Raw genomic sequence first — 25,387 nt, 5'->3', positions numbered from 1 at the left:
AGGGGGGCGGGGGCGGGGGCGGGGACAACGCAACGCGGGGGCCGGTCTCTCGGGACCGGCCCCCGCTCAGTGATACCGAACTGGCTGGGTTCGCCTACTGCATGACGGCCACGGCCAGCGCGCGGCGGGCGCGCATCGACACGCGCTCGGCGCGGCGCTGCATCCGCCGAGCGGCGACCAGGCGCACGGCCCGGCGTTCCGCGTCGACTTCACGCATTCGTTCGTCCATATGCGCGCGAGCCAGGGCTTCTGGGATGAGTTGCATCTCGCGGGTCCTGTTCTGACGCGAGTCGTTCGCGCCGGTGGTGCTGACAACTGGGGTGGCGGAGCCCGAGGGCTCGCTCGTGGAAGAGGTCATCGGAGCCTGCTTCTGGGGATCGTGCGTAAAGGGACGGTCGATGGTTCCGGACGCGTTCATGCCGCGACCGGGTTCTTGCGCGGACGGCCACGCGGCCGCTTGCGGGCAACGACCACGCCCTGGACGAAGAGCTCGCCGCCCCAGACACCCCACGGCTCGCGCCGCTCCTTGGCGCCGGCGAGGCAGGCCTCGACCAGCGGGCAGGTGCGGCAGAGCGACTTGGCGTGCTCGACATCGGCCGGGGACTCGGCGAAGAAGACCTCCGGGTCGTAGGCACGGCAGGGAACGGGTACGCCGAGGTTCTCGATGGCGTCATCGAGCGCGGTGAGCGCAGTGAGCGGGGTCAAGGTGGAGTCCTCCGTGAGACCGGGCGGGGGGATCGTTTCGGAAGTCGGTACGGACGGGGCGTGCGCTTCGAGTTGCACGGGGTGTCGTTCCTCGTCTGGTCGGTCCGGCCTGTTGGCCGGTTGTCGGCTGGTACCGGGTGTTACCTGTCCCGAGGCCCCTTCGCTCCGTCTCTCCCGTTCGGGAAAAACAGAAGGGCCGCGGATCCCGGGTGGGGTTCCGCGGCCCTGAAGGCGCCGGCCTGATCTTCGATCAGGCTGGATCACTCCAGGGTTCGAGCCCACGGAAGGCCCACATCTTGTGATGCTGCGTCGTCTGCTTCTTGGTTTCGGCACTGGCCGCCGCGAAGGCATAGGCCTTCGCCTCTGCGCCTGCTACTGCCGCTCCCAGCGCCTTGGTCGGTCGCTCATTGCGCGGCCGGACGGGCAGACCCGACAGACCGGTGGGACGCGCGGCGCAGGCGCCGGACATACCGATGGCAATGAGTTCGGAACCGGAGAAGCCGAGCGAGCAGGCGGAGACGACCGAGGGATCGGTCATTTTGGCCGGGCTGATGAAGCTGGTGTTGATGCTGATCACTGGAATCGCCTCCTCTCGGCGTCTCAAGGACCGGCCCGGGGGCCGGTCGCACGTTCACTGGACAGATACAGCTTTGGACAAGTAGAGCACGGGGACAAGGCTTCGGAGAAGCCGCCGTTCCCGTGGTTAAGAACCTATGGGGATTCCCGGGGCGCGCGCAAACTATTTTCTCGACGAGTTTGTATCAGCTGTCCCCATCGTCCCCGGCAAGCTCCTCACCTGCGCAGATGGCCAGCACATCGGCTCCGAAGCGGCCCAGCTTCCGGCTGCCGACCCCCGCGATCCCGGCCAACTCCCCCTCGCTGCCCGGCACCGCCTCGGCGATGGCCATCAGCGTCTTGTCGGTGAACACGCAATAGGCGGGCTGACTGAGCTGCTGCGCCTGGTCCGCGCGCCAGTCGCGCAGCCGCTCGTAGAGTGCCTCGTCCATGTCGGAGGGACAGTCCTCGCAGCGCATGAGCTTCATCTCGCCGGCCTCGGTGAGGGTCTTGCCGCACACCCGGCAGAGCACGGGGCCGCGCCGCTTGCGCTTGACGGCCGCGCCGCCGCGCTCGACGGTCCCGACCGCGGCCGCCGCCACGCTGCGGGCTCCGGGGGCCGTGGAGCCCGGACGCAGCCCGTTCAGAAAGCGGGTGGGACGCCGGGACGCCCGGCCGCCGGGCGAGCGGGAGAGCGCCCAGGAGAGGGAGAGATGGAGCCGCGCCCGGGTGACCCCGACATAGAGGAGCCGGCGCTCCTCCTCGATCTGCTCGTCGGTCTTGGCGTAGGTGATCGGCATCATGCCCTCGGTGAGCCCGACGAGGAACACCGCGTCCCACTCCAGGCCCTTCGCCGCGTGCAGCGAGGCGAGCGTGACGCCCTGCACGGTGGGCGCGTGCTGCGCGGCCGCCCGCTCGTCCAGTTCGGCCACGAGATCGGCGAGCGTGGCCGTCGGCTTGGCGCGCACGAAGTCCTCGGCGAGACGGACCAGGGCGGCCAGCGACTCCCAGCGGTCGCGGACCGCGCCGGAGCCCGAGGGAGGTTCGGTGGTCCACCCCTTGGTGGAGAGGACCGCCCGCACCTGTGAGGGCAGCTCCACGACATCGTCGAGCAGGGAGTCGTTGCCCCCGAAGCGCGCGGCGCCGCGCAGCGCGGCGCCCGCTTCCCGCACCTCCTGACGCTCGAAGAACCGCTCGGCGCCGCGCAGCTGGTACGGCACGCCCGCGTCGGCGAGGGCCTGTTCGTAGACCTCCGACTGGGCGTTGATCCGGTACAGCACGGCGATCTCGCCGGCCGGGACGCCGGCGGCGATCAGATCGCGGATCCGGCGGGCGGTGCCCTCGGCCTCGGCCGGCTCGTCCACGTACTCCGTGTGGACCGGCTCGGGGCCCGGCTCGCGCTGCGAGATCAGCTCGAGGCGGTGCTCGGCGGCCCGGCCGCGCGCCTGGTTCAGCAGGCCGTTGGCCAGATGGACGACCTGCGGGGTGGAGCGGTAGTCACGGATCAGCTTCACCACGGTGGCGCTCGGATGCCGGGTGCGGAAGTTCAGCAGGTGGTCGGGGGTGGCGCCGGTGAAGGAGTAGATCGTCTGGCTGGCGTCCCCGACGACGCAGAGGCTCTCCCGGTCCCCCAGCCAGAGGTCGAGCAGCCGCTGCTGGAGGGGGCTGACGTCCTGGTACTCGTCCACCACGAAGTGCTGGTACTGACGGCGGATCTGGTCGGCGATGTCATGCCGGTCCTGGAGGATGCCGACCGCGAGCAGCAGCACATCCTCGAAGTCGATCACCGAGCGCTCGCGCTTCAGCTGCTCGTACATCGCGTAGATCTGGCCGATTTCGGCCGGGTCGCGCGGGGCGTCGCGGTGTGACTTGGCGACGGCGGCCGGATAGTCGGCCGGCACGGTCTGGGTGACCTTCGCCCACTCGATCTCGCTGGTGACGTCGCGCAGTTCATTGCGGTCGAGCTTGATCCGGCAGCGGGCCGCCGACTCGGCGACCAGCTGGACCTTGCGCTCCAGCAGCCGTGGCAGCTCACCGCCGACCGCCTTGGGCCAGAAGAACTGGAGCTGGCGCAGCGCCGCCGAGTGGAACGTACGCGCCTGGACGCCGCCCGCGCCGAGCTGGCGCAGCCGCCCGCGCATCTCACCCGCGGCCCGGTTGGTGAAGGTGACGGCCAGCACGCTGGCGGGCTGGAGTATCCCGGCGCGCACGCCGTACGCGATCCGGTGGGTGATGGCGCGCGTCTTGCCCGTGCCGGCCCCCGCCAGCACGCACACCGGACCGTGCAGGGCGGTCGCCACCTCGCGCTGCTCGGGGTCGAGCCCGTCGAGCACCGCGTCGGCGTCGCGCGGCGGAGCCACGATCTGGCTGCCGGATTCCTGCGGGAACAGTGGGGAGTGCGTTGCTGCTGTCACGCCGCCATGCTGCCAGGTCCCAGGAGGCGGCTGCGGCGGTTGTCCACAGGGGAGCCGCGCCGGTCGTATCAACGCGGGTCGTGCGGTGGGTCGCAGCCGTCCGGGAATGGTGGCCGGGTCACGTGCGTTCGACAGGATGCGAGCGGCGTACGAGGACGACGGACGGCGCATTGGGCGAGACAAAGGAGCGCGAGAGCATGCCGGGCACTGTGACGATGTACAGCACCACGTGGTGCGGATACTGCCGTCGGCTGAAGGGCCAGATGGACCGCGAAGGCATCGCGTACAACGAGATCAACATCGAGCAGGACCCGGAGTCGGCGGCCTTCGTCGAGAAGGCGAACGGTGGCAACCAGACCGTGCCGACGGTTCTGGTGATCGCGCCCACGGGCACCGAGTCGGTCATGACCAACCCGTCGCTGGCCCAGGTGAAGCAGGCCCTCGGCGCCTGACGCGCCGGCGCCCTCCAGGTGTCCTCCGGGGGTGGAGGGCACGCGCGGCCGCAGCGGAGTACTTCGGGCCGGGGCCTCCTGCACACGTCGTGCGGGAGGCCTCGGACTACGCCGTCGGCGCCTGCGAGATCCGCACCATGTTGCCCGAGGGATCGCGGAACGCGCAGTCACGCGGGCCCCAGGGCTGGCTCATGGGTTCCTGCAGCACCTCCGCGCCCGACGCCCGCAGCTTCTCGAAGGCCGCGTCGAGATCGTCGGTGCGGAAGACGATCTGCTGCAGGACGCCCTTGGTGAGCAGCTCCTGAATGGCGTCGCCGTCGGCCTGGGACCGGCCGGCGTGAGGTTCCGAGAGCACGATCTCGATGTCCGGCTGGGTCGGGCTGCCGAGGGTGACCCAGCGGAATCCGCCGGCAGCGACGTCGTTGCGTACTTCGAGGCCGAGCGCGTCGCGGTAGAAGGCGAGGGACTCGTCCGGGTCGTTGACGGTGATGTGGGAGTAATGGAGTGAGATGTTCATGCGGACCACGCTAGGCGGCGGCCGCGCGGACCGCTTCTCCGATCCTGCTCGGCACGTTTCTGGTCGGCGCGTTTCTGGTCGGCACGTTTCTGGTCGGCCGGGTGCGAACCTTCGCCACGCACGCGGGCATCGCCGTCTCCGCGGGGTGCTCCCGCAGCCGGTATGCGCTCGGCGTCTCCCCCAGGAGCTCGGTGAATCGTGAGCTGAACGAGCCGAGCGAGGTACAGCCGACCGCCATGCACGCATCGGTCACGCTCACCCCCGCGCGCAGCAGGGCCATCGCCCGCTCGATCCGGCGCGTCATGAGATAGCTGTACGGCGTCTCGCCATAGGCCGCCCGGAACTGCCGCGAGAAGTGCGCCGGCGACATGAGCGCGTGGCGGGCGATCGTCGGCACGTCGAGCGGACGTGCGTACTCCCGGTCGATCAGATCCCGCGCCCGGCGCAGGTGCCCGAGGTTGGCGAGGTCTTGCGGAGTCATGGGACGAGGGTAGCAGCCGTTCCCTGAAAAAAGCTGCTGACCTGCGAGGATGTGACTCAACGGCCGCCCACGCCCCACGCTCGGCCGGGAAAATCCCGGCCGAGCGTCCGCGTGAACTGCCCGCCGCCACACGCCTGCCGTGCCTGCCGCGTAAGAGGCCGCGCGGATAGGCGGGGTGGAGGAAGGAGCGGGGCGAGGGGCAAGCCTGGCGAGGCGGAGGAGGGAGGCGGCGCGGAGCGTCGTGGACCGACGACAACGCGGCCGGGCGCCGCCCATCGGCACGCGACGCCGCCCCACCTATCCGCGCGGCCTCTGAGTCAGTTGGCGGGCTTCGGCAGGGGCTTGCCGTACCAGAGTTCCACCAGGCGCGCGGCGATCGAGATGCCGGCCGGCGGGAGGATCTCGCCCGACTCGATCGCGGCCCGCAGGTCCTCCCGGGAGAACCAGCGCGCCTCCTCGATCTCCTCACCGTCCACCGTGATCTGCGAGGACGTGGCGCGGGCCATGAAGCCCAGCATCAGGCTCGACGGGAACGGCCACGGCTGGCTGGCGACGTACTCGACGTCGCCCACCGTGACGCCCGCCTCCTCGAAGACCTCGCGGGCCACCGACTGTTCGATCGACTCGCCGGGCTCGACGAAGCCCGCGAGGGTGGAGAAGCGGCCCTCGGGCCAGTGCACCTGGCGGCCGAGGAGCGCGCGGTCCTCCTCGTCCGTGACGAGCATGATCACCGCGGGGTCGGTCCGGGGGTAGTGCTCGGCGCCGCAGGCCTGGCAGCGGCGGATGTGGCCGGCCGCCGCGATCACGGTGCGCTCGCCGCAGCGGGAGCAGAAGCGGTGCAGCCGCTGCCAGTTCTCCAGCGCGACGGCGTGCACCATCAGGCCCGCGTCGCGCGGGGAGAGCAGCAGCCCCGCCTCGCGCAGCCCCGCGGCCCGCGCCGACTGGTCCATGCGCCCGGGGAGCGCGTCCTTCTGGAGGGCGAAGTAGCGGACGCCGCCCTCGTCCGTACCGAGGTAGTAGCGGTGGGTCTCGGTGACGGGCGCCTCGAAGGACGGGGTCATGACCAGTTCGGTGCGGCCGTCCGGTGTGTCGTCGATCAGCACCTGGCCGCCCGACACCACGAAGACCCGCGTGGTCGGGTGACTCCATGCCGCCGCCAGCCAGGCCTCGTCGAGACGGTGGTGCGCCGCGCGGTCGATACCGCTGTGGGCGGTGAGGCCGATCGGTCGGTGTGCGGTGGCGTCACTGCTGATGGTGCTCACAGGTACTTCCAACTCCCCCGGGTGGATTGGGTTTCTGTTCAGCGGAGTGCGGCGGCAAGGTCGCTCCAGAGGTAGGCGGTGGTCTCCACGCCCTTGAGGAGCAGGTCCAGTTCGACCTTCTCGTTCGGCGCGTGCCAGCCGTCGGACGGTACGGAGATGCCGAGGAAGAGCACCGGCGCACCGAGCACGTCCTGCAGGTCGGCGGCCGGTCCCGAACCGCCCTCGCGGGTGAAGCGGATCTTCTGGCCGAAGGCGCGGCCCATGGCCCGTACGACCGACTGGAGCGCGGGGTGGTCCAGAGGGGTCAGACAGGGGCGGGTGGCCGCACCGAAGCTGATCTTGTGGCGGATTCCGGCCGGGATCCCGGCCTCGACCCAGTCGCGTACGGACCGCTCGACATGGTCCGGGTCCTGGCCCGCGACCAGCCGGAAGGAGAGCTTCAGCTGCGCGGAGGACGGAATGATCGTCTTGCCGCCGGGGCCCTGGTAGCCGCCTCCGATGCCGTTCACCTCGGCGGTCGGGCGGGCCCAGACACGCTCCAGCGTGGAGTAGCCGGACTCGCCGAGAGTGCCGTGGGACCTGGCCGTACGCAGCCACTCCGCCTCGTCGAAGGGCAGCTCGGCGATGAGAGCGCGCTCGGCGTCGGTGAGTTCGGCGACGCCGTCGTAGAAGCCGGGGACCGTGACCCGTTCCTGCTCGTCGTGGAGGGCCGCGACGAGGCGGGCGGCGACGGTGGCCGGGTTCGGGACGGCTCCGCCGAAGGAGCCGGAGTGGATGTCCTGGTCGGGGCCGTACAGCTCGATCTCGCAGTCGGCCAGGCCGCGCATGCCGGTGCAGACGGTCGGGGTGTTCTCGGACCACATACCGGTGTCGGAGACGATCACGACGTCCGCGGCGAGGCGGTCGGCGTGCTGCTCGGCCAGGGCGCGGAAGTGCGGGGAGCCCGACTCCTCCTCGCCCTCGACGAGGAGCTTGAGGTGCACGGCGGGGGTGGCGCGGCCGGTGGCGGCGAGATGGGCCCGTACCCCGAGGGTGTGGAAGAACACCTGGCCCTTGTCGTCGGCGGCGCCGCGCGCGAACATCCGGCCGTCCCGGACGACCGGTTCGAAGGGGTCGGTGTGCCAGCCGTCCTCGGGGGCGGCAGGCTGGACGTCGTGGTGGCCGTAGACCAGTACGGTCGGGGCGTCGGGGTCCTCGGAGGGCCACTCGGCGAAGACGGCCGGGGCGCCCGGTGTGTTCCAGATCTCAGTGACCGGGAAGCCGGTCTCCTTGAGCTTCGCGGCGAGCCAGTCGGCACTGCGCCGCACGTCAGCGTCGTGGTCGGGCTGGGCGGATACGGACGGGATGCGCAGCCAGTCGGCGAGGTCGTCGAGGAAGGCGGCGCGGTGGGTCTGGATGTACGTACGGACGACGCTGTCCGGGTTGTCGCTCATGACGTCGAGCCTAACGGGCTCCGGGAGCGGTCTCGTCTGCCGGTTCCACGGATCGCCCGTGCGTGGCCGCGGCCACGGTCTCGCCGCCGGTGTCCTCGCCGGTTTCCTCGCCGGTGAGGATGCGTTCCAGCTCCGGGCGGCCGGGGAGACGGTCGGGGCGGACGACCTCTCCGCTGCGTACGTAGAGGAACGCGGCCGTGACCGCGGTCAGCGGGAGGCCGTGCTGCTCGGCCCAGGCGAGGCGGTAGACGGCGAGCTGGAGAGGGTCGCCGGTGCGGGCTCGGCTGGTCTTCCAGTCGACGATCTCGTACGTATACGTGTCCTTACCGGTCACCGGGTCGACGTGGGCACGGCGATAGACAGCGTCGATACGGCCCCGGATCACCCGGCCGGCGAGGGTGAGATGGAACGGCGTCTCCACGCGGTGCGGCGTGCGCCGGGCGTACGGGGTGCGCTCGAAGGCGGCCTTGAGTGCGGCCAGCTCCCGTTCGTCCGCGATCTCCGGCTCGTCCTCGTCGCCGCCGGGCAGCTCGTCCGGGCCGAGCATCGGCAGCGGCAGCTCCTCGAACCTCGACTCCACCCAGGCGTGGAACCGGGTGCCTCTGCGGGCGGCGGGCTGCGGCCGGCGGGGCATGGGGCGGGCCAGGTCCTGGGCGTAGCCGTCCGGGTCCGCGGCGAGGCGCAGCAGCTGGGAGGCGGAGAGGGAGGGCGGTACGGGTACGTCGCGGACGGTCGCGCGGGCACGCCGCAGCTCCCCGGCGAGGGCGTCGAGATCGCGGTCCCAAGAGGCGAGGGCGCGGACCTCTTCGGGGGTGAGGCCCGCTTCGCGGCGGGCGGCGGGCGCGCCGGACGGCGACCGGGGGCCGGGAACGGGAATGGGAATGGGGATGGGCGCGGGGTGCGCACGACTCGGGCCGGTGTCGGCGCCGTCTGTGTCGGCTCTGTCCGGGTCGGCGGCGTCTGTGTCGGCGGCCTCCCCGGGAGACGGCGCCGGGATCGTCGCGTCGCGCGTGGTGTCCCAGGCGTCCCAGTCGGACAGATCGGCCTGACCGGGGTCGTCCTCATCGGGGTCGTCCGGCTCGAACGGCTCGGGCTCGTCGTCCCAGATGTCCATCACCGGCTCCGGCTCCGGCTCCGGCAGCTCGTCCTCGCCGTCGTCCTCGCCGCCCGACCTCAGCGCGTCCAGGTGAGCCAGGACCGTGTCCGCCGCGGCCCTGCGGCGGGCCAGGGACGGCGCGTCCAGCGGGAGGGGCCAGGCATGAGGGGTGGTTTCGGCTCGCAGGGCCGGGTTGTCCTCCGCCTCCTCCGGTTCGTCCGCCCACACCTCGATCTCGCCATGACCGGCCACGCAGTGGTCGTACAGGGCGTGCAAGAAGTCCGACGGGCCGCGGGGGCGTTTCTGGGTGGGCCCCCACCAGTGGCCCGAGCCGAGCAGCAGGGAGCGCGGGCGGGTGAAGGTGACATAGCCGAGGCGCAGTTCTTCCGTGTGCTGGTGCGCCTTCATGGCCTCCTTGAAGGACTTCAGGCCCTTCGCGTCCCAGGACGCGATGTCCGGAAGCGTCGGTGCGTCGCCGCGCAGCGCGTGCGGAAGGACCTTCGGCTGGGACGTCCAGGCCTCGCGCGCCTTGCCGCTGGGGAACTGTCCGGTGACCAGGCCGGGGACGGCGACGACATCCCACTCCAGCCCCTTGGACTTGTGGGCCGTGAGCACCTTCACGGTGTTCTCGCCGCCCGGCAGCGCGTTGTCGAGGCCCTTCTCGTACTGCGCGGCCGTGCGCAGGAACGCCAGGAAGGCCAGCAGACCGGCCTGCCCGTCGAGCGCGGCGAAGGAGGCCGCTATGTCGAGGAAGTTGCTCAGCGTCTCCCGCCGGCGGGCGGCGAGGGCGTGCGGGGACGCGGAGAGTTCGACCTCGAGGCCGGTGGTGGACAGGACGCGGTGCAGGACGTCCATCAAGGGGTCGGCCAGCGACCGGCGCAGTTCACGCAGTTCGGTGGCGAGACGGGCGAAGCGGACCCGGGCGGCGGCGGAGAAGGGCAGTCCGTCGTCCGGGGCGCCGGCCGACTCCAGGAACGTGTCGAGGGCGTCGGCCAGCGAGATCACCTCCGCCGGGTCGGTGCCCTCGACGGCCGCGGCCAGCCGTGCGCCGAGGTCCTCGTCCGCGTCGGGGCCGGTGCCTCGGTGGACCAGCAGTCTGGCCCGGCGGCCCAGCAGTGCCAGGTCGCGCGGGCCGATGCGCCAGCGCGGCCCGGTCAGGAGCCGTACGAGAGAGGCGTTGGCGCCGGGGTCCTGGAGGACCTCGCACATCGCGACGAGGTCGGCGACCTCGGGGAGATGGAGCAGTCCCGACAGGCCCACGACCTCGACCGGCACCTCGCGGGCCACCAGCGCGCCCTGGATCTCCGGGAAGTCGCCTGCCGTGCGGCACAGCACGGCGATCTCGCCCGGCTCCTTGCCCGTGCGCACGAGGTGGGCGATCGAGTCGGCGAGCCACTCGATCTCCTGCGCGTGCGTGGCGAGCAGCGCGCAGCGCACGCCTCCGTCGCGCTCGGCGCCCGGCGCGGGGCGCAGCGCCTCGACGCCTTCGTGCATCGCGCGCAGCGGCTCTGCGAGGCCGTTGGCGAGGTCGAGGAGCCGGCCGCCGCTGCGGCGGTTCTCGCTGAGGGAGTAGCGGGTGGCGGGGCGCCCGTCGGCGTACGGGAAGTGGGTGGGGAAGTCGTCGAGGTTGGCGACGGAGGCGCCGCGCCAGCCGTAGATCGCCTGGCAGGGGTCACCGACCGCGGTCACCGCGTGTCCTGAGCCGCCGCCGAAGAGCCCGGAGAGCAGGAGCCGCTGGGCGACCGAGGTGTCCTGGTACTCGTCGAGCAGGACGACCCGGAATTCGTCCCTGAGGAGGTCGCCGACCTCGGGCCGCGTCCCGGCGAGCTGGGCGGAGAGGGCGATCTGGTCGCCGAAGTCGACGAGGTCGCGGGCGCTCTTGGCCTCGCGGTAGCGTCGCACCAGGTCGAGCAGTTCGCGGCGGGCGGCGGCGGTCTCGGGCACCTTGCGCAGCTCGGCGTTGCTGAGCACCGCGCTGTCCAGGGTGGCCAGCAGGTCGGTGTCGTACGCGCTGAGCCGGCCCGGCGGCACGAGATGCTCGGCCAGCTCGGCGTCGAGTGCGAGCAGATCGCTGACCAGGGCGGGAAGCGTTTTCGTCAGTGCGGGATACGGTCCCGGCGCGTCCCGCAGCACCCGCGCGGCGAGCTGGAAGCGGGTGGCGTCGGCGAGCAGCCGGGTGGTGGGTTCGAGGCCGATGCGCAGGCCGTGGTCGGTGAGCAGCCGGCCGGCGAAGGCGTGGTACGTCGAGATGCGGGGCTCGCCCGGCGGGTGGTCGGGGTCGATGGCGTCGGGGTCGGTGACACCGGCCCGTACGAGCGCCGTGCGGACCCGCTCGGCCAGCTCGCCCGCCGCCTTGTTGGTGAACGTGAGGCCGAGGACCTGCTCGGGGGCGACCTGTCCGGTACCCACCAGCCACACCACCCGGGCGGCCATGACCGTCGTCTTCCCCGAGCCGGCTCCGGCCACGATCACCTGCGGGGCGGGCGGCGCCGTGATGCAGCCGGTCTGCTCCGGGGTGAAGGGGATCCCGAGGAGCTCCTTGAGCTGCTCGGGATCGGTGAGGTGCGCGGACACCTCAGGAGGCTATCGGCCACCACTGACAGCGGCCGGAGGCGGTAGCGATGCGGAAGGCCGTCCGTACCGCTCGTTCGGAGTTCTACGCTGCCGTCATGGACCGCGTTCCTGTTGCCCCCATCACCGCCACCGACCGTCGCCTTCTGAAGGCCGCGGAGGGCGCCGGGCCGGCTGTCGCCTCTCCCGGCTTCTGATCCGTACGCTCACTCCACGACCTGGCGGCCCTCCGGCTGCGCGCTGCAGGACGCGCGGAACGTGCAGTTCGCGCAGTGCTGGCCCGTGGTGGGGGTGAAGCGTTCGTCCAGGACGCGGCCGGCCGCGGTGGCGAGCAGGTCGCCGACCCACTCCCCCGCGAGCGGCTCCTGGGCCTGGATCTTGGGGAGTTGGTCGCCGCCCTCCTTCTTCGGCGCGGGCTGGCGCAGTTGTACGAGTTCGGCGCCGCCGGGCTCCGGGCGACGGCCGTCGAAGACCTCGTCCAGCGCGCCCTCGCGGACCGCGAGCTGGTAGACGGCGAGCTGGGGGTGGTGGGCGACCTCGTCCTTGGTGGGGGCCTGCTTCCCGGTCTTGAAGTCGACGACGTAGGCGCGGCCTTCCGCGTCCTGCTCGACGCGGTCCATGGAGCCCCGGATCCGTACCTCGTACGCGCCCGCTTCGAGGGTGACGTCGAATCCGTGCTCGGTGGCGGCGGGGGTGCGGCCGCCGCGGTCCATGACATGCCAGCGCAGGAAGCGTTCGAGCGCCACGCGCGCGTGCTCCTTCTCCTGCTGCGACTTCCAGGGGGCGTCGAAGGCGAGCGCGTCCCATACGGAGTCCAGCCGCTCCATGAGGACGGCGAGGTCGGCGGGGGTACGGCCGGAGGCCACCTCGTCGGCCAGGACGTGCACGACGTTGCCGAACCCCTGGGCGGCGGTGGCGGGTGCGTCGGCCTTCACCTCGCGTCCCAGGAACCACTGGAGCGCGCAGGTGCGGGCGAGTTGTTCGAGCGCGCTGCCGGAGAGGGCGACGGGGTGGTCCCGGTCGCGCAGCGGGACCGGGCTCTCGGTCGGCTCGTACAGGCCCCACCAGCGGTGCGGATGCGCGGACGGGACGAGCGGCTGGCCGTCCTCGTCGCCGAGCGCCGCGAGCCGGGCGAGGCGGCGGGCGGCGGCGTCCCGGAGGGCCGGGCTCGCCTCCGGGTCGACGGTGGTGGCGCGCAGTTCGGCGACGAGCGCGGCGACGGCGAGCGGACGGCGGGGGCGGCCGGTGACATCCCTGGGCTCGACGCCGAGTTCGGCGAGGAAGCGGGAGGGCTGGTCGCCGTCGTCGGCGGGGGCCTTGACGGCGGTGACGACGAGGCGGTCGCGGGCGCGGGTCGCGGCGACGTAGAACAGCCGGCGCTCCTCCGTAAGGAGGGCGCCGGGAGTGAGGGGCTCGGCGAGGCCGTCGCGGCCGATCCTGTCCGCCTCCAGGAGGGAACCGCGGCGCCTGAGGTCGGGCCACAGGCCCTCCTGGACGCCGGCCACGACGACGAGTCCCCACTCAAGCCCCTTGGAGCGGTGCGCGGTCATCAGGCGTACGGCGTCGGGGCGTACGGCCCGGTGGCTGAGGGTGTCGGCGGCGATGTCCTGGGCGTCCAGTTCCTCCAGGAAGTTCAGCGCGCCCCGGCCGCCGGTGCGCTCCTCGGCACGGGCGGCCGCGTCGAAGAGAGCGCACACGGCGTCGAGATCACGGTCGGCGTTGCGTCCCGCGGCGCCGCCGCGCAGGGCGGACCGTTCGAGCCGTCCCGGCCAGGATGTGCCGTCCCACAGCTCCCAGAGGGCCTCCTGCGCCGTGCCGCCGCCTTCGAGCAGCTCACGCGCCGTGCGCAGCAGCGCGCCGAGCCGCTGCGCGCCCCGGGCGTACGCGGGATCGTGCGCGACGAGCCGCTCGGGCTCGGCGAGCGCCCGCGCGAGCAACGCGTCGGACGCCGCGGGCACGCGGTTCCCCCCGGCCCGCTCCTCGTCCCGCAGCGCCCGCCCGAGCCGCCGCAGATCGGCGGCGTCCATGCCGCCGAGGGGCGAGGTGAGGAGGGTGAGCGCGGTCTCGACATCGAGCCAGCCGGCCGGCGCGGGGCTGGGCACGGGGCCGGGCGTGGGGCCGGGAGCCGGGGCGGGCGTGGCCGTGGACGGGGTGGCGGTGGTGGCGGGCGTGGTCGTGGCGGTGGTGGCCGTGTCCGGTTCCGCCGCTGCGCCGCCCGGCGAGGGCGGGTGGATCGCCGCCGTGGCGACCGCCCGGAGCGCCGTCAGCAGCGGCGACACCGCAGGTTCGTGGCGGAGGGGGACATCGTCGCCGTCCACCTCCAGAGGGACGCCCGCCGACGTCAGGGCGCGGCGGATCGAGGGGATGGTCCGGCCTCCCGCGCGGACCAGGACGGCCATGTCGCTCCAGGGGACGCCGTCTTCGAGATGCGCGCGGCGCAGGATGTCCGCGATGTTGTCGAGCTCGGTCGACGGGGTCGGGAACGTGTACGTCTCGACCCGGCCGCCGTCCCGGACCGCCGCCAGCTCGCGGTGCGCCCGTACCTTCTCCGAGGGGAGCCGGGTCAGCGGCATACGGCGGGTCAGCAGCCGGGTCGCCGCCAGCAGCCGGTCGCCGGAGCGGCGGGACCTGGTGAGGACCTCCACCGGCGCGGGACGGCCGTCCGCCCGGGGGAAGGTGTAAGGAAAGTCGAGGATGCCGTTCACATCGGCGCCGCGGAAGGCGTAGATCGACTGGTCGGGGTCGCCGAAGGCGACCAGCGTGCGGCCGTGGCCGGCCAGCGCGCCCAGCAGCCGGACCTGTGCGGGGTCGGTGTCCTGGTACTCGTCGACGAACACCGCGTCGTACCGCTCCATGAGGCGCTGCGCGACCTCGGGGCGCCCGGCGAGCAGCACCGCCCGGTGGACCAGCTCCGCGTAGTCGAGCACCCCTTGCAGGTCCAGGACGTCGAGATACTCGGCGAGGAAGGACGCGGCGGCCGACCAGTCGGGACGGCCGGTACGGGCCGCGAACGCCGCCAGCGAGTCGGGGCCGAGCCCCAGTTCGCGGCTGCGGGCCAGCACGGCCCGTACCTCGTCGGCGAAGCCGCGGGTGGTGAGACACGCCCGCAGCTCGTCGGGCCACCGGACGCGCGCCCGCCCGCCGCGCTCCAGATCGAGCTGGCCGGCGAGCAGGTCGCGTACGGCGACATCCTGCTCGGGCCCGGAGAGCAGCCGCAGCGGTTCGGCGAAGAGATCGGCGTCCTGGTGCGCGCGGATCAGCGCATAGCAGAAGGAGTGGAAGGTGGTCGCCTGCGGCCCGCGCGTGCCGCCCAGCCGGACCGCCATCCGGTCGCGCAGCTCCACGGCCGCCTTGCGGCTGAAGGTGAGGACCAGGATCCGTTCCGGATCCGTACCCCGGGCGACCCGCTCGGCGACGGACTCCACGAGCGTCGTGGTCTTGCCCGTACCGGGGCCGGCCAGCACGAGCAACGGTCCGGCCCCATGGTCAACCACCGTGCGCTGCGCTGCGTCCAGCAAGGGGGGATCCACCGGGACCGGCGAGGTACGCACCAGTCGGTACGCGCCCGGGATCCGCTGCCGTACCCGACGGTGCGGGGTACGCCCGGTGGAAGTGGAGGAGCTCACGTGGATCGCCGGTCCTGGAGAAGGTGCGGGTGCTGGTGGTGACGGGGCTGGCTGGGGTGCGCGTGACGCGTGCCGACGACGCTACGCCGCGCGGCGGCCGGGACGTGCGCCGGGCGAGCACCCGTTACCCGGCCGCATGGCGGAAGCTGTCATATGTGAGACACATCGCCCGCGTCCGCGCCGTCCCATCGCGCCCGCTTCATGTCGAGGCGCGGCAGATGGCCTTCGGCGCCGCGCGGGGCCTCACGCAGCGGGGTGCCTTCCTCGCGGTAGTGGTCCAGAGCCCGCAGCTCGTGCCCCGGCAGCAGCACACCGTCGGAGCGGACCACCCGCCACCACGGCACGGCGCCGCCGTAGAGCGCCATGGCCCGGCCCACCTGCCGGGGTCCGCCCACGCCGAGCCACTCCGCGACATCGCCGTACGTCATCACCCGGCCCGGCGGGATCAGTTCGGCGACATCCAGCACCCGCTCCGCGTACTCGGGCAGCTCCGACGGCTCCCCGGTCTGCTCCCTGCTCTGCTCTGTGGTCGGCTCGTCCTCGCTCATCCTGTCCATCCTGCCGCACCCCACCGACAGCCCCGCCGACCCGGGACATCGGGGCGCATATGTTCGATAACCCTGTGTACGTACCCACGCAAAGGGACGTATCTCTCACGCCCCACGCCCCCGCAATGCACCCTGATGCCCCCCTCTGTCGTTCGCTCGTGCCACCATCATCCGGGCGGTGACTGGTGATACGAGATCAAGAAGAAGCGGATTCGGCAGAGGAGCGGGCCGTGCAGCCTCCCACGGCGGCGAGTACCTCTGGCGCTGAGTCGCGCCCGGACAGCGAGCCCCGCGCGGACGAGGAGACGTCCCGCGCGGCCACCGGTCCTCCCTCGAACGGCGCCGACGGCGCGAACGGCACGGACGGTGGGAACGGCGCAGACGGCGCGGACGGCGGTCCCCCACAGGGCGAGCAGCCCGCCGACGACGAGCCCTGCGGCCACGGCGCGACCCGGGCCGACCGGGTCTCCGGCGACGAGCCGCTGCTCCCCGCCCGCGTCCACCGCCCCTCCGACCTGCTGCGCCTGCTCATCGGCATCCTCGCCATCGCCCTCGTCCTCGGGCTCTCCGCCTTCGCCCACGGCACCACCTCCGGCCTCGAACAGGACATCAGCAAAGGCACCGGCCAGGCCCCCGACCTGATGGTCAAGCTGGCCGGCCTGGTGTCCAGCATCGCCGTCCTGCTCGTCCCGGTCGCGTTCGCGATCGAGCGGCTGATCAAACGCGACGGGCTGCGGATCGCGGACGGTGTGCTCGCCGCCGTACTGGCCCACGGTGTGACGCTCGCCACCGACCTCTGGGTCGCCAGAGCCGCGCCGGGCTCGATCCAGGACGCGCTGACCCGGCCGCAGCTCGGCGCCGGGCTCACCGACCCCGTCCACGGCTATCTCGCCCCCGTCATCGCCTATATGACAGCCGTCGGGATGGCCCGCAGACCCCGATGGCGCGTGATCCTGTGGGTGGTGCTGCTGCTCGACGCCTTCGCGATGCTGGTCGCCGGCTACACGACACCCTTCTCGATCACGCTCACCGTGCTGATCGGCTGGACCGTGGCGTACGGCACGCTCTACGCGGTCGGCTCGCCCAACGTACGGCCCACCGGCCAGACGCTGATGGCGGGTCTGCGCCGGGTCGGTTTCCGCCCGGTCAACGCAATGCGCGCCGAGGATGTCGCCGACTCCGCCGAGCAGGGTGACCGGGGCCGCCGCTATCTGGTCTCCCTGGAGGACGGCCCGCCGCTCGACGTCACCGTCGTCGACCGGGAACAGCAGGCCCAGGGCTTCTTCTACCGGGTGTGGCGGCAGCTGACCCTGCGGTCCTTCACCACCCGCAGCTCCATCCCCTCCCTGCGCCAGGCGCTGGAACAGGAAGCGCTGCTCGCGTACGCGGCCATCGCCGCCGGAGCCAACGCCCCCAAGCTGATCGCCACCTCGGAGCTCGGCCCCGACGCCGTCATGCTCGTGTACGAGCACCTCGGCGGCCGGTCCCTGGACTCGCTGCCGGACACGGAGATCACCGACGAGCTGGTACGGGGCGCCTGGCGCCAGGTGAAGGCGCTCCAGTCACGGCGCATCGCGCACCGCAGACTCACCGGTGACGCGCTCGTCGTGGACCGGTCGGGCAAGGTGATCCTCACGGAGCTGCGCGGCGGCGAGATCGCCGCGGGCGATTTGGTGCTGCGCATGGACACCGCTCAGATGCTCACCACGATGGGCCTGCGCGTGGGCGCGGAACGCTCGGTCGCCGCGGCGGTCGAGGTGCTCGGCCCGGACGCCATCGCCGACTGTCTGCCGCTGTTGCAGCCGATCGCGCTGAGCCGCTCCACCCGCGCGACGCTGCGCCGGCTGGCCCGCGAGCGGTCGCAGCGCGAGCGCGAGGCCGTGCTCGAAGCGTCGGAGACGAACAAGCGCGCCAAGATCGCGGAGGCCGCCGCGGCCGCCGACGGTGACCGCAAGGCCGTACGGAAGTCGCTGCGCGCCGAGAAACAGGCCGAGAAACGGGCGATAGACGAGGCGCTGGACGAGGCGCGCGAGGAGGATCTGCTCTCCCTGATGCGGCGGCAGGTGCTGCTGATCAGGCCGCAGGCGCCGGTCGAACCGGTCCGCCTGGAGCGGATCAAGCCGCGTACGCTCCTGAGCTTCATCGCCGGGGCCGTCGCCGCGTACTTCCTGCTCACGCAGTTCACCCAGCTGGACTTCGGTACGGTCATCAGCCAGGCGCACTGGGGCTGGGTGGCGGCCGCCGCGGCGTTCTCCGCGCTCAGCTATGTCGCGGCGGCGATGAGCCTGCTGGGCTTCGTCCCCGAACGGGTGCCGTTCCGGCGGACCGTCGTCGCCCAGGTCGCCGGGTCCTTCGTGAAGATCGTCGCCCCGGCGGCGGTCGGCGGTGTGGCGCTGAACACCCGCTTCCTCCAGCGCGCGGGGGTACGGCCAGGACTCGCCGTGGCGAGCGTCGGGGCGTCCCAGCTCTTCGGGCTCGGCGCGCACATCCTGCTGCTGCTGTCCTTCGGCTATCTCACCGGTACGGAGAAGACGACATCGCTGACCCCGTCGAGGACGGTGATCGCGGGTCTGCTGACGGTGGCCGTGCTGGTGCTGGTCGTGACCGCGATCCCGTTCCTGCGGAAGTTCGTGGTGACCCGGCTGCGCTCGCTGTTCGCCGGGGTCGTGCCGCGCATGCTCGACGTGCTGCAGCGGCCGATGAAGCTGGTCACCGGCATCGGCGGGATGCTGCTGCTGACGGGCGTGTTCGTGATGTGTCTGGACGCCTCGATCCGCGCGTTCGACAACGGCAACCAGCAGCTGAGCTACGCGAGCATCGCGGTGGTCTTCCTCGCGGGCAACGCGCTGGGCTCGGCGGCGCCGACGCCGGGCGGGGTGGGCGCGGTCGAGGGCGCGCTGACCCTGGGTCTGCTGGCGGTGGGGCTGCCGAAGGAGGTCGCGGCGCCGGCCGTGCTGCTGTACCGGCTGCTGACGCTGTGGCTGCCGGTGCTCCCGGGCTGGCTGTCCTTCAACCATCTCACCCGTAAGGGAGCCCTCTAGGCCCGCACGCGCGACGCGGGCTCCGGCGCGGTCCGCCACCCGCATGGCCCGCGGCCCCGCGCGGCGCGCGGCCCCGGGGCGCACGATGAGGCCATGCCGACCTCCACCTCCGTCCGGCGCGCAACGGCCCTCGCCGCGGTCTCCACCGCCGCACTGCTGACCGCCACCGGATGCTCCGACATCAGTGGCAGCTCCGACAGCGGAAGCTCGAACAGCACGGCCAAGCCCACGGACCTGGTCTCCCAGCGGCTGGACTGGAAGGCGTGCCCGGTCCCGTCCGCCGCGGAGGGCGGCGGTACGGCTCCGTCGCCGCTGCCCGGCGGCGCGACGTGGGAGTGCTCCGTCATGGCCGTCCCGCTCGACTACGCCAAGCCGGACGGCGACACGATCGGGCTGGCCCTCATCCGGGCCAGGGCGCGGGAACAGGACCGGCGGATCGGCTCGCTCATCTTCAACTTCGGTGGCCCCGGCGGCTCCGGCGTCGCCGCGCTGCCCGCCTTCTCCAAGGACTACGAGAAACTCCGCTCCCGCTACGACCTGGTCAGCTTCGACCCGCGCGGGGTCGGCCGCAGCGACGCCGTGGAGTGCGAGAGCGACAAGCAGCTCGACGCGTACTTCGCCAAGGACTTCACCCCGGACGACCCCACCGAGGAGAAGAGCTTCACCCAGGGGCTGGCTACCTTCGCCTCGGCCTGCGAGAAGAACTCCGGACAGGCGCTCCCGTATGTCGGTACGACCAACGCCGCCCGCGACATGGAGCTGATGCGCAAGGTCCTCGGCGACGACAAGCTCCACTACTTCGGGATCTCGTACGGCACCGAACTGGGCGGTGTCTACGCCCATCTGTATCCGAAGTCGGTCGGCCGGGCGGTCTTCGACGCGGTCGTCGACCCGTCCGAGACCTCGGAACAGGGCTCGCTCGGCCAGGCGAAGGGCTTTCAGCTCGCCCTCGACAACTTCGAGAAGGACTGTGTGTCCCGCGGTGACGCCTGCAAACTGCCCGGCAGCACGCCGAAGGAGATCGAGGCGTTCATCACCGGGCTGATCGGCCGGCTCGACAAGCAGCCGATCGCGGGCATCGGCGACCGGGAGCTGACGCAGACGCAGGCGACCAACGGCATGGCCCAGGCGCTCTATTCGAAGGAGTACTGGCCGCTGCTGGAACAGGGTCTGGACGAGGCCGACGGCGGGAACGGCTCCCTGCTGCTCGCCCTGTCCGACGCGATGAACGGACGCGACGACCAGGGCCGGTACAGCAATCTCCAGGCGGCCAACGCGGCCATCAACTGCGCGGACTCCAAGGAGCGTTACACCCTGGCGCAGACCAAGGCGAAGCTCCCGGAGTTCCGTAAGGCCTCGCCCGTCTTCGGGGACTTCCTGGGCTGGGGGCTGATGGGCTGCTCCAAGTGGCCGGTGCCGGGGCAGTGGAAGACCCCCGACGTGAGCGCGCGGGGCGCGGCGCCGATCCTGGTCGTCGGCAACACCGGTGACCCGGCGACTCCGTACGCCGGCGCCAAGGCGATGGCCGACGCGCTCGGCAAGGGCGTCGGCGTCGAGATGACGTACCGCGGCCAGGGCCATGGCGCGTACAACAGCGGCAACACCTGTGTACAGGACGCCGTGAACGGCTATCTCCTGGACGGCAAGGTCCCGACCGCCGGGACGGTCTGTGGCTAGCCGGGACGGTCTGTGCCCAGCTCTCAGTGGCTGGAAAATGCCCGGAGTGTCGCGCATAGGATGATCAGCCGTTCTCCTCCCCCCGATCCCCGTCCCTGTCCCCGCTTCGTGCGCCCCACCGCCGAAGGGCAGAACGAAAGTGAGCCCGACGCATCATGCGCAGACGTATCAGCGGACGCAGAGGCAGACCTGCCGGCGCACCCGCCCGCCGTATCCGGATAACCGCCCTGTCCGCGGTGTCGCTGCTGCTGGCCGGCGCCCTCACCGCCTGTGACAGCGGTACGGAGGATCCCGCGCCCGACGCGAAGGCGTCCGCCACGGCCACCGCGACCCTCTCCGGCACAGCCGCCGCGGCGGCGTCCGCGGCACCCGTGCTGCCCGCCGCACTGACCGGACAGCGGCTCGACTGGAAGCGGTGCGCGGCCCCCGTGAAGGCGTGGGGCAGCGCCGCGAAGGCCCCCGGCTCCCGCTGGAAGTGCGCCACGATGAAGGCGCCGCTGGACTACGCCGAGCCGGCCGGCGAGAGCCTCGGCATCGCCCTGATCCGCTCGGAGGCGAGCGAGCGGAGCCGCCGCATCGGCTCGCTCCTGTTCAACTTCGGCGGGCCCGGTGGCTCCGGTGTGGCCACGCTGCCCGCCTCGGCCGGGATGTTCAGCACGCTCCGGACGCGGTACGACCTGGTCGGCTTCGACCCACGCGGGGTCGCGGAGAGCTCCGGAGTGGTGTGCCGGGACGACCAGCAGACGGAGAAGGCGCTCCGTATCGACGCGACCCCGGACACTCCGGCCGAGGAGAAGACCTATCTGGAGGACGCCGCGGCCTTCGGCGCGGACTGCGCGCGGCGCTCAGGACGGGTGCTCCCCCACATCAGGACCACCAGCGCCGCCCGTGACATGGATCTGATGCGCCAGGTCCTCGGCGATGACAAGCTCAACTACTTCGGCTTCTCGTACGGCACCGAACTGGGCGGCGTCTACGCCCACTTGTTCCCGGCACGGGTCGGGCGGCTCACCCTGGACGCGGTCGTCGACCCGTCCGCCGACTACGCCGGCCACTCCCGCAACCAGGCACTCGGCTTCCAGCGCGCCCTGGAGAACTACTTCAAGAGCCGTGGCATCAGCGCGAAGAACGGCACCGCGCGGGTGGTGAAGCTGCTCGGCCGGCTCGACCGGAAACCGGTGCCGGCCGCCGGCGGCCGCACGCTCACCCAGAGCCTCGCGCTCACCGGGATCTTCAATTCGCTGTACAGCGAGCGGAGCTGGCCGTATCTGACCGACGCGCTGAACGCCGCCGAGCGGGGGAACGGCAGCGGGCTGCTGCGGCTGGCGGACTCGTACAACGACCGGGACGAGAAGGGCCGTTACGGCACCGCGCACCACTCCCAGCGCGCCATCTCCTGCGCGGACACCAAGGGGCGCGTCACCGCCACCGAGGTCAGGTCCCGTCTGCTGGCGGACTTCCAGAAGGTGTCGCCGGTCTTCGGTCCCTATCTGGCCTGGGACCTGGCCGGCTGGTGCGCCGACTGGCCGGTCGCGGGCGAGCACGAGACAGCGGAGGTGGCGGCGCCCGGCGCGGCCCCCATCCTGGTGATCGGCGGCAAGGGCGATTCGGCGACGCCGTACGAGGGCTCGCAGCGGATGGTCGAGGAACTCGGCGAGGGCGTCGGTGTCCAGCTCACCTTCGAGGGCGAGGGCCACGGCGCGTACACCACCGGCAACCGCTGCATCACCCGGACGGTGAACGACTACTTCCTCCACGACAAGGTGCCGGCCTCCGGGAAGAGCTGCTCCTGAGGGCTGCCCCGCTCGGAACGGCCCGGGCAGCGGAAAGGGGCCGGTCCACACCCCGTGGACCGGCCCCTTCACCGTGCAAGCTCTCGTAGGCGTACGGCCTAGTAGACCGGCTTGTCCGGCTCGATCTGGTTGACCCAGCCGATCACTCCGCCACCCACATGCACCGCGTCCGAGAAGCCCGCGGACTTCAGCACCGCGAGGACCTCCGCACTGCGGACACCCGTCTTGCAGTGCAGGACGATCTTCTTGTCCTGCGGCAGGCTCTCCAGGGCGGTGCCCATCAGGAACTCGTTCTTCGGGATCAGCTTCGCGCCGGGGATCGAGACGATCTCGTACTCGTTCGGCTCCCGGACATCGATGATCTCGATGTTCTCCTCGTCGTCGATCCACTCCTTGAGCTGCTTGGGAGTGATCGTCGAGCCGGCCGCCGCCTGCTGGGCCTCCTCGGACACGACGCCGCAGAAGGCCTCGTAGTCGATGAGTTCGGTGACGGTGGGGTTCTCGCCGCAGACCGCGCAGTCGGGGTCCTTGCGGACCTTGACCTGGCGGTACTGCATCTCCAGGGCGTCGTAGATCATCAGACGGCCGACCAGCGACTCGCCGATGCCCGTCAGGACCTTGATCGCCTCGGTGACCTGGATGGAGCCGATGGACGCGCAGAGCACGCCCAGCACACCGCCCTCGGCGCAGGACGGAACCATGCCCGGGGGCGGGGGCTCCGGGTAGAGGCAGCGGTAGCAGGGGCCGTGCTCGGACCAGAACACGCTGGCCTGGCCGTCGAAGCGGTAGATCGAACCCCAGACGTACGGCTTGTTCAGCAGCACGCAGGCGTCGTTGACCAGATAGCGGGTGGCGAAGTTGTCCGTGCCGTCCACGATCAGGTCGTACTGCGAGAAGATCTCCATCACGTTCTCGGCTTCGAGCCGCTCTTCGTGAAGGATCACGTTCACATAGGGGTTGATACCGAGGACGGAGTCACGCGCGGAGGCGGCCTTCGACCGGCCGATGTCGGCCTGGCTGTGGATGATCTGGCGCTGCAGGTTCGACTCGTCGACCTCGTCGAACTCCACGATGCCGAGCGTGCCGACACCGGCCGCGGCCAGGTACATCAGAGCCGGGGAGCCGAGCCCACCGGCACCCACACACAGCACCTTCGCGTTCTTCAGCCGCTTCTGCCCGTCCATCCCCACGTCCGGGATGATCAGATGACGGGAGTACCTGCGGACCTCGTCAACGGTGAGCTCAGCAGCGGGCTCGACCAGGGGTGGCAGCGACACAAGGACCTCAACAAGGGGGTTGGTCGGTGATTCAGTACGGTTGTTCCACCTGTAACACTGCCACGGCCCTCCTCATTCCGAGACACCCGGTCCGACTCGCGAGACAATTTCGTCCCAGTAACCGGGCAGTGTCGTGAATGGTCCGTTACGACCCGTTCGACCGTCCCCGGCCCCCCGGCCGCCCCGCTCCCCCCGGTCGGTGAAGAAGATCGTCCCGGCGCCCTGCCAGCGGGCGATCCGCATGGCCTCGTCCAGGTGTGTACGCGGCACCCCGTGGACGAGATGGACGAACCGCTCCGGCGGATAGTCCGCCGTCCACTCGGCCACCTGCGACCAGCGGTAGTCCGTCCACGGCCCGGAGAAGGTCACCAACTGGTCGGCGGTCTCGGCGTATCCGGGGTACGGATGCGTCCCGTGCCCCAGCACGAGATGTCCGTCGTCGTCCCCGCCGTCCAGCACCGCTTCCAGGGTCGCCGTCGTCCGCCGGACCTCGGGCAGGTCCGCGCGGGCCGCCGGGCAGCGGTCGAGGAAGAACCCGCCGACCCCGTACCAGTCGAGGAAGCGGTGCGCGTCGGAGACGATCTCGCCGAAGGAGCGGGCGCCGTACGCCAGGTCGAGATGGCCGAGTACCCGTACGCCCGCGGCGCCGAGCCGGCGCGCCGCCTCCACGCGATGCGGGTCGGGACGGGCGCCGGGGCCGTCCGCGACATTGAGGACGGCCCAGTGCATCGGCGTGCCCGGACGGGTCAGTTCGGCCCATTCGGCCGGGGCGAGCAGCGGGTGCGCGTATCCGGGGACACCGAAGCCGAGCCTGCCGGCACCGGTGGCGGAGAGCGGGCCGCCGGTGGTGGTCAGATGCGGCACGCCGCCTCCATCCAGATATCGGCGAGGGACTCCTCCAGATTGATCCGGGGCCGCCAGCCGAGCCGGTCACGGGCGGTGCGTACGTCCGCCTGCTGCCAGCTGCCGCAGCCGTCGGGGTACGGGAAGGGGCCGGCGCCCAGCTGTTCCACCAGCGGCTCGCCCCGGGGGGCGCCGACGGTGGCATGGCCGGTGCGCATCGGCGCGGAGGGCATGTCCAGCTCGTGCAGGGCGCCCGCGTAGCCGGCGACCCTCGCCAGCACGGCGGCGGCGTCCCTGAGCCGGACGGCGCGTCCGGTGCCGATGTTGACGATGCCCTGCGCGGCGGAGAGCGAGGCGGCGTGCACGGCGCGCGCCACATCGCGTACGTCCACGAAGTCGCGCTGTACACCGAGTCCGCCGAGCTTCAGTTCGCCGTCGCCGGACTGCATGGCGCGGCGCATCGCCTCGGCGAGCCGGCCGAGCGGGGAGCCCGCCGGGGTGGCGGGGCCGACCGGGGAGAAGACCCGCAGCACGATGGCGTCGAGACCGGCGCCGAGCACCAGCTCGGACGCGGCGAGCTTGCTCACTCCGTACGGCCCGCCGGGGCGCGGCACGGCGTCCTCGGCGGTCGACGAGCCCTGCTGGGAAGGACCGTACTCGGAGGCGCAGCCGAGCTGCACCAGCCGGGCGCCGCAGCCGCTGCGGCGCAGGGCCTCGCAGACCGTCGCCACGGCGACCGTGTTGTGCCGGGTCAGCTCACGGGCGCCGCCGCGGGTGGCTCCGGCGCAGTTGATGACGACCCCGGGGTGGACGGCGTCCAGGAAGCGGGTGAGCGCTCCCGGGCTGCCGCCCGCGAGGTCGAACCGTACGTCGGCGTCGTCGCCGCGGCCGAGCGCGGTGAGGTGGACGGCGGGGTCGGCGAGCAGCCGGTCGGCCACGAAGCGGCCGAGGAAACCATTGGCACCGAGCAGCAGGACCCTCATCGCGCGGCCCCTCTGTGCCGACGGGCGGGTGTGGGTGCTGTGGATTGGGGGGTCATGTCGGTCGTCTCCTTAGGAGGTGGTCTCGGTACGAGCTGTGGTCGCGGTACGTGTCG

At 72.0% G+C, this 25,387-nt stretch carries 18 protein-coding genes; 4 read left to right on the top strand and 14 right to left on the bottom strand.

All coding sequences use genetic code 11. The features are described from left to right. Positions 1 to 94: 94 nt before the first annotated feature. The 4 genes from ACZ6MZ_RS04725 to ACZ6MZ_RS04710 all read right to left on the bottom strand — a co-directional run bounded on the left by ACZ6MZ_RS04725 (position 95) and on the right by ACZ6MZ_RS04710 (position 3,674). Positions 95 to 418 (bottom strand): hypothetical protein, encoded by a 324-nt coding sequence (locus ACZ6MZ_RS04725; protein WP_384193641.1) that lies wholly within the window; start codon positions 416 to 418, stop codon positions 95 to 97. Then, a complete protein-coding gene (locus tag ACZ6MZ_RS04720) occupies positions 415 to 783 on the bottom strand; it encodes a WhiB family transcriptional regulator (RefSeq protein WP_384193638.1) in 369 nt (122 codons plus the stop codon). The genes ACZ6MZ_RS04725 and ACZ6MZ_RS04720 overlap by 4 nt, the downstream gene beginning before the upstream one ends. A gap of 172 nt (positions 784 to 955) precedes the next feature. Next, positions 956 to 1,282 (bottom strand): hypothetical protein, encoded by a 327-nt coding sequence (locus ACZ6MZ_RS04715; RefSeq protein WP_384193636.1) that lies wholly within the window; start codon positions 1,280 to 1,282, stop codon positions 956 to 958. 184 nt (positions 1,283 to 1,466) lie between these two features. Further along, positions 1,467 to 3,674 carry an ATP-dependent DNA helicase UvrD2 gene (locus ACZ6MZ_RS04710; RefSeq protein WP_469349811.1) on the bottom strand — a complete coding sequence of 736 codons (2,208 nt, stop codon included), beginning with the start codon at positions 3,672 to 3,674 and terminating at the stop codon, positions 1,467 to 1,469. Between the two features lie 197 nt (positions 3,675 to 3,871). Between ACZ6MZ_RS04710 and ACZ6MZ_RS04705 the strand changes: the two genes are divergently transcribed. Continuing rightward, on the top strand, positions 3,872 to 4,126 hold the full coding sequence (locus ACZ6MZ_RS04705) for a mycoredoxin (protein ID WP_384193633.1): 255 nt from the start codon (positions 3,872 to 3,874) through the stop codon (positions 4,124 to 4,126). Positions 4,127 to 4,232: 106 nt separating this feature from the next. Here the strand turns inward: ACZ6MZ_RS04705 and ACZ6MZ_RS04700 are convergent, their stop codons facing one another. The 7 genes from ACZ6MZ_RS04700 to ACZ6MZ_RS04670 all read right to left on the bottom strand — a co-directional run bounded on the left by ACZ6MZ_RS04700 (position 4,233) and on the right by ACZ6MZ_RS04670 (position 15,660). After that, complete coding sequence (locus ACZ6MZ_RS04700; RefSeq protein ID WP_384193630.1) at positions 4,233 to 4,643, bottom strand: VOC family protein; 411 nt, start codon at positions 4,641 to 4,643, stop codon at positions 4,233 to 4,235. A 10-nt stretch (positions 4,644 to 4,653) separates the two neighbouring features. Then, a complete protein-coding gene (locus ACZ6MZ_RS04695; RefSeq protein ID WP_389787478.1) occupies positions 4,654 to 5,124 on the bottom strand; it encodes a helix-turn-helix transcriptional regulator in 471 nt (156 codons plus the stop codon). Positions 5,125 to 5,441: 317 nt separating this feature from the next. Next, positions 5,442 to 6,386, bottom strand: coding sequence for an NAD(+) diphosphatase (nudC, locus tag ACZ6MZ_RS04690; protein WP_384189635.1), 945 nt, complete (start codon positions 6,384 to 6,386; stop codon positions 5,442 to 5,444). 38 nt (positions 6,387 to 6,424) lie between these two features. After that, positions 6,425 to 7,819, bottom strand: a complete 1,395-nt coding sequence (locus ACZ6MZ_RS04685) for a dipeptidase (RefSeq protein WP_469349808.1) — start codon at positions 7,817 to 7,819, stop codon at positions 6,425 to 6,427. Between the two features lie 10 nt (positions 7,820 to 7,829). After that, on the bottom strand, positions 7,830 to 11,489 hold the full coding sequence (locus tag ACZ6MZ_RS04680) for a UvrD-helicase domain-containing protein (protein ID WP_469349806.1): 3,660 nt from the start codon (positions 11,487 to 11,489) through the stop codon (positions 7,830 to 7,832). Positions 11,490 to 11,692: 203 nt separating this feature from the next. Beyond that, complete coding sequence (locus ACZ6MZ_RS04675) at positions 11,693 to 15,112, bottom strand: ATP-dependent helicase (RefSeq protein WP_469349804.1); 3,420 nt, start codon at positions 15,110 to 15,112, stop codon at positions 11,693 to 11,695. A gap of 149 nt (positions 15,113 to 15,261) precedes the next feature. Then, entirely contained in the window at positions 15,262 to 15,660 is a 399-nt protein-coding gene (locus ACZ6MZ_RS04670; RefSeq protein ID WP_469349802.1) for an MGMT family protein, read from the bottom strand. Positions 15,661 to 15,890: 230 nt separating this feature from the next. Here ACZ6MZ_RS04670 and ACZ6MZ_RS04665 point away from each other — a divergent pair, with 230 nt between their 5' ends. The 3 genes from ACZ6MZ_RS04665 (at position 15,891) to ACZ6MZ_RS04655 (ending at position 22,171) form a co-directional block, all read left to right on the top strand. Beyond that, a complete protein-coding gene (locus ACZ6MZ_RS04665) occupies positions 15,891 to 18,701 on the top strand; it encodes a lysylphosphatidylglycerol synthase transmembrane domain-containing protein (protein WP_389787469.1) in 2,811 nt (936 codons plus the stop codon). 93 nt (positions 18,702 to 18,794) lie between these two features. Beyond that, the gene (locus ACZ6MZ_RS04660) at positions 18,795 to 20,378 is read left to right on the top strand and encodes an alpha/beta hydrolase (protein WP_384189624.1); all 1,584 of its coding nucleotides are present in this window, start codon (positions 18,795 to 18,797) and stop codon (positions 20,376 to 20,378) included. A 155-nt stretch (positions 20,379 to 20,533) separates the two neighbouring features. Continuing rightward, a complete protein-coding gene (locus ACZ6MZ_RS04655) occupies positions 20,534 to 22,171 on the top strand; it encodes an alpha/beta hydrolase (RefSeq protein ID WP_469349800.1) in 1,638 nt (545 codons plus the stop codon). A gap of 98 nt (positions 22,172 to 22,269) precedes the next feature. Here the strand turns inward: ACZ6MZ_RS04655 and moeZ are convergent, their stop codons facing one another. From moeZ to ACZ6MZ_RS04640, 3 genes are all read right to left on the bottom strand, one after another. Further along, on the bottom strand, positions 22,270 to 23,448 hold the full coding sequence (gene moeZ, locus ACZ6MZ_RS04650; RefSeq protein ID WP_389787465.1) for an adenylyltransferase/sulfurtransferase MoeZ: 1,179 nt from the start codon (positions 23,446 to 23,448) through the stop codon (positions 22,270 to 22,272). Between the two features lie 72 nt (positions 23,449 to 23,520). Next, positions 23,521 to 24,312 carry a spherulation-specific family 4 protein gene (locus tag ACZ6MZ_RS04645; RefSeq protein WP_469349798.1) on the bottom strand — a complete coding sequence of 264 codons (792 nt, stop codon included), beginning with the start codon at positions 24,310 to 24,312 and terminating at the stop codon, positions 23,521 to 23,523. After that, a complete protein-coding gene (locus tag ACZ6MZ_RS04640) occupies positions 24,300 to 25,274 on the bottom strand; it encodes an NAD-dependent epimerase/dehydratase family protein (RefSeq protein ID WP_384189617.1) in 975 nt (324 codons plus the stop codon). Before ACZ6MZ_RS04640 ends, ACZ6MZ_RS04645 begins: the two co-directional genes overlap by 13 nt. Positions 25,275 to 25,387: the final 113 nt, after the last annotated feature.

Source organism: Streptomyces sp. NPDC042201 (genome assembly GCF_055582185.1).
Note: the sequence above shows the minus strand (reverse complement) of the source record. Positions and strands in the feature narration are given on the sequence as shown.

Bases quoted from the DNA above. Each gene is read 5' to 3' on its own strand.
- ACZ6MZ_RS04725 (WP_384193641.1), bottom strand. From the start codon at position 418: ATGAACGCGTCCGGAACCATCGACCGTCCCTTTACGCACGATCCCCAG.
- ACZ6MZ_RS04670 (WP_469349802.1), bottom strand. From the start codon at position 15,660: ATGAGCGAGGACGAGCCGACCACAGAGCAGAGCAGGGAGCAGACCGGG.
- ACZ6MZ_RS04655 (WP_469349800.1), top strand. From the start codon at position 20,534: ATGCGCAGACGTATCAGCGGACGCAGAGGCAGACCTGCCGGCGCACCC.
- ACZ6MZ_RS04660 (WP_384189624.1), top strand. From the start codon at position 18,795: ATGCCGACCTCCACCTCCGTCCGGCGCGCAACGGCCCTCGCCGCGGTC.
- ACZ6MZ_RS04700 (WP_384193630.1), bottom strand. From the start codon at position 4,643: ATGAACATCTCACTCCATTACTCCCACATCACCGTCAACGACCCGGAC.
- ACZ6MZ_RS04695 (WP_389787478.1), bottom strand. From the start codon at position 5,124: ATGACTCCGCAAGACCTCGCCAACCTCGGGCACCTGCGCCGGGCGCGG.
- ACZ6MZ_RS04640 (WP_384189617.1), bottom strand. From the start codon at position 25,274: ATGAGGGTCCTGCTGCTCGGTGCCAATGGTTTCCTCGGCCGCTTCGTG.
- ACZ6MZ_RS04685 (WP_469349808.1), bottom strand. From the start codon at position 7,819: ATGAGCGACAACCCGGACAGCGTCGTCCGTACGTACATCCAGACCCAC.
- ACZ6MZ_RS04705 (WP_384193633.1), top strand. From the start codon at position 3,872: ATGCCGGGCACTGTGACGATGTACAGCACCACGTGGTGCGGATACTGC.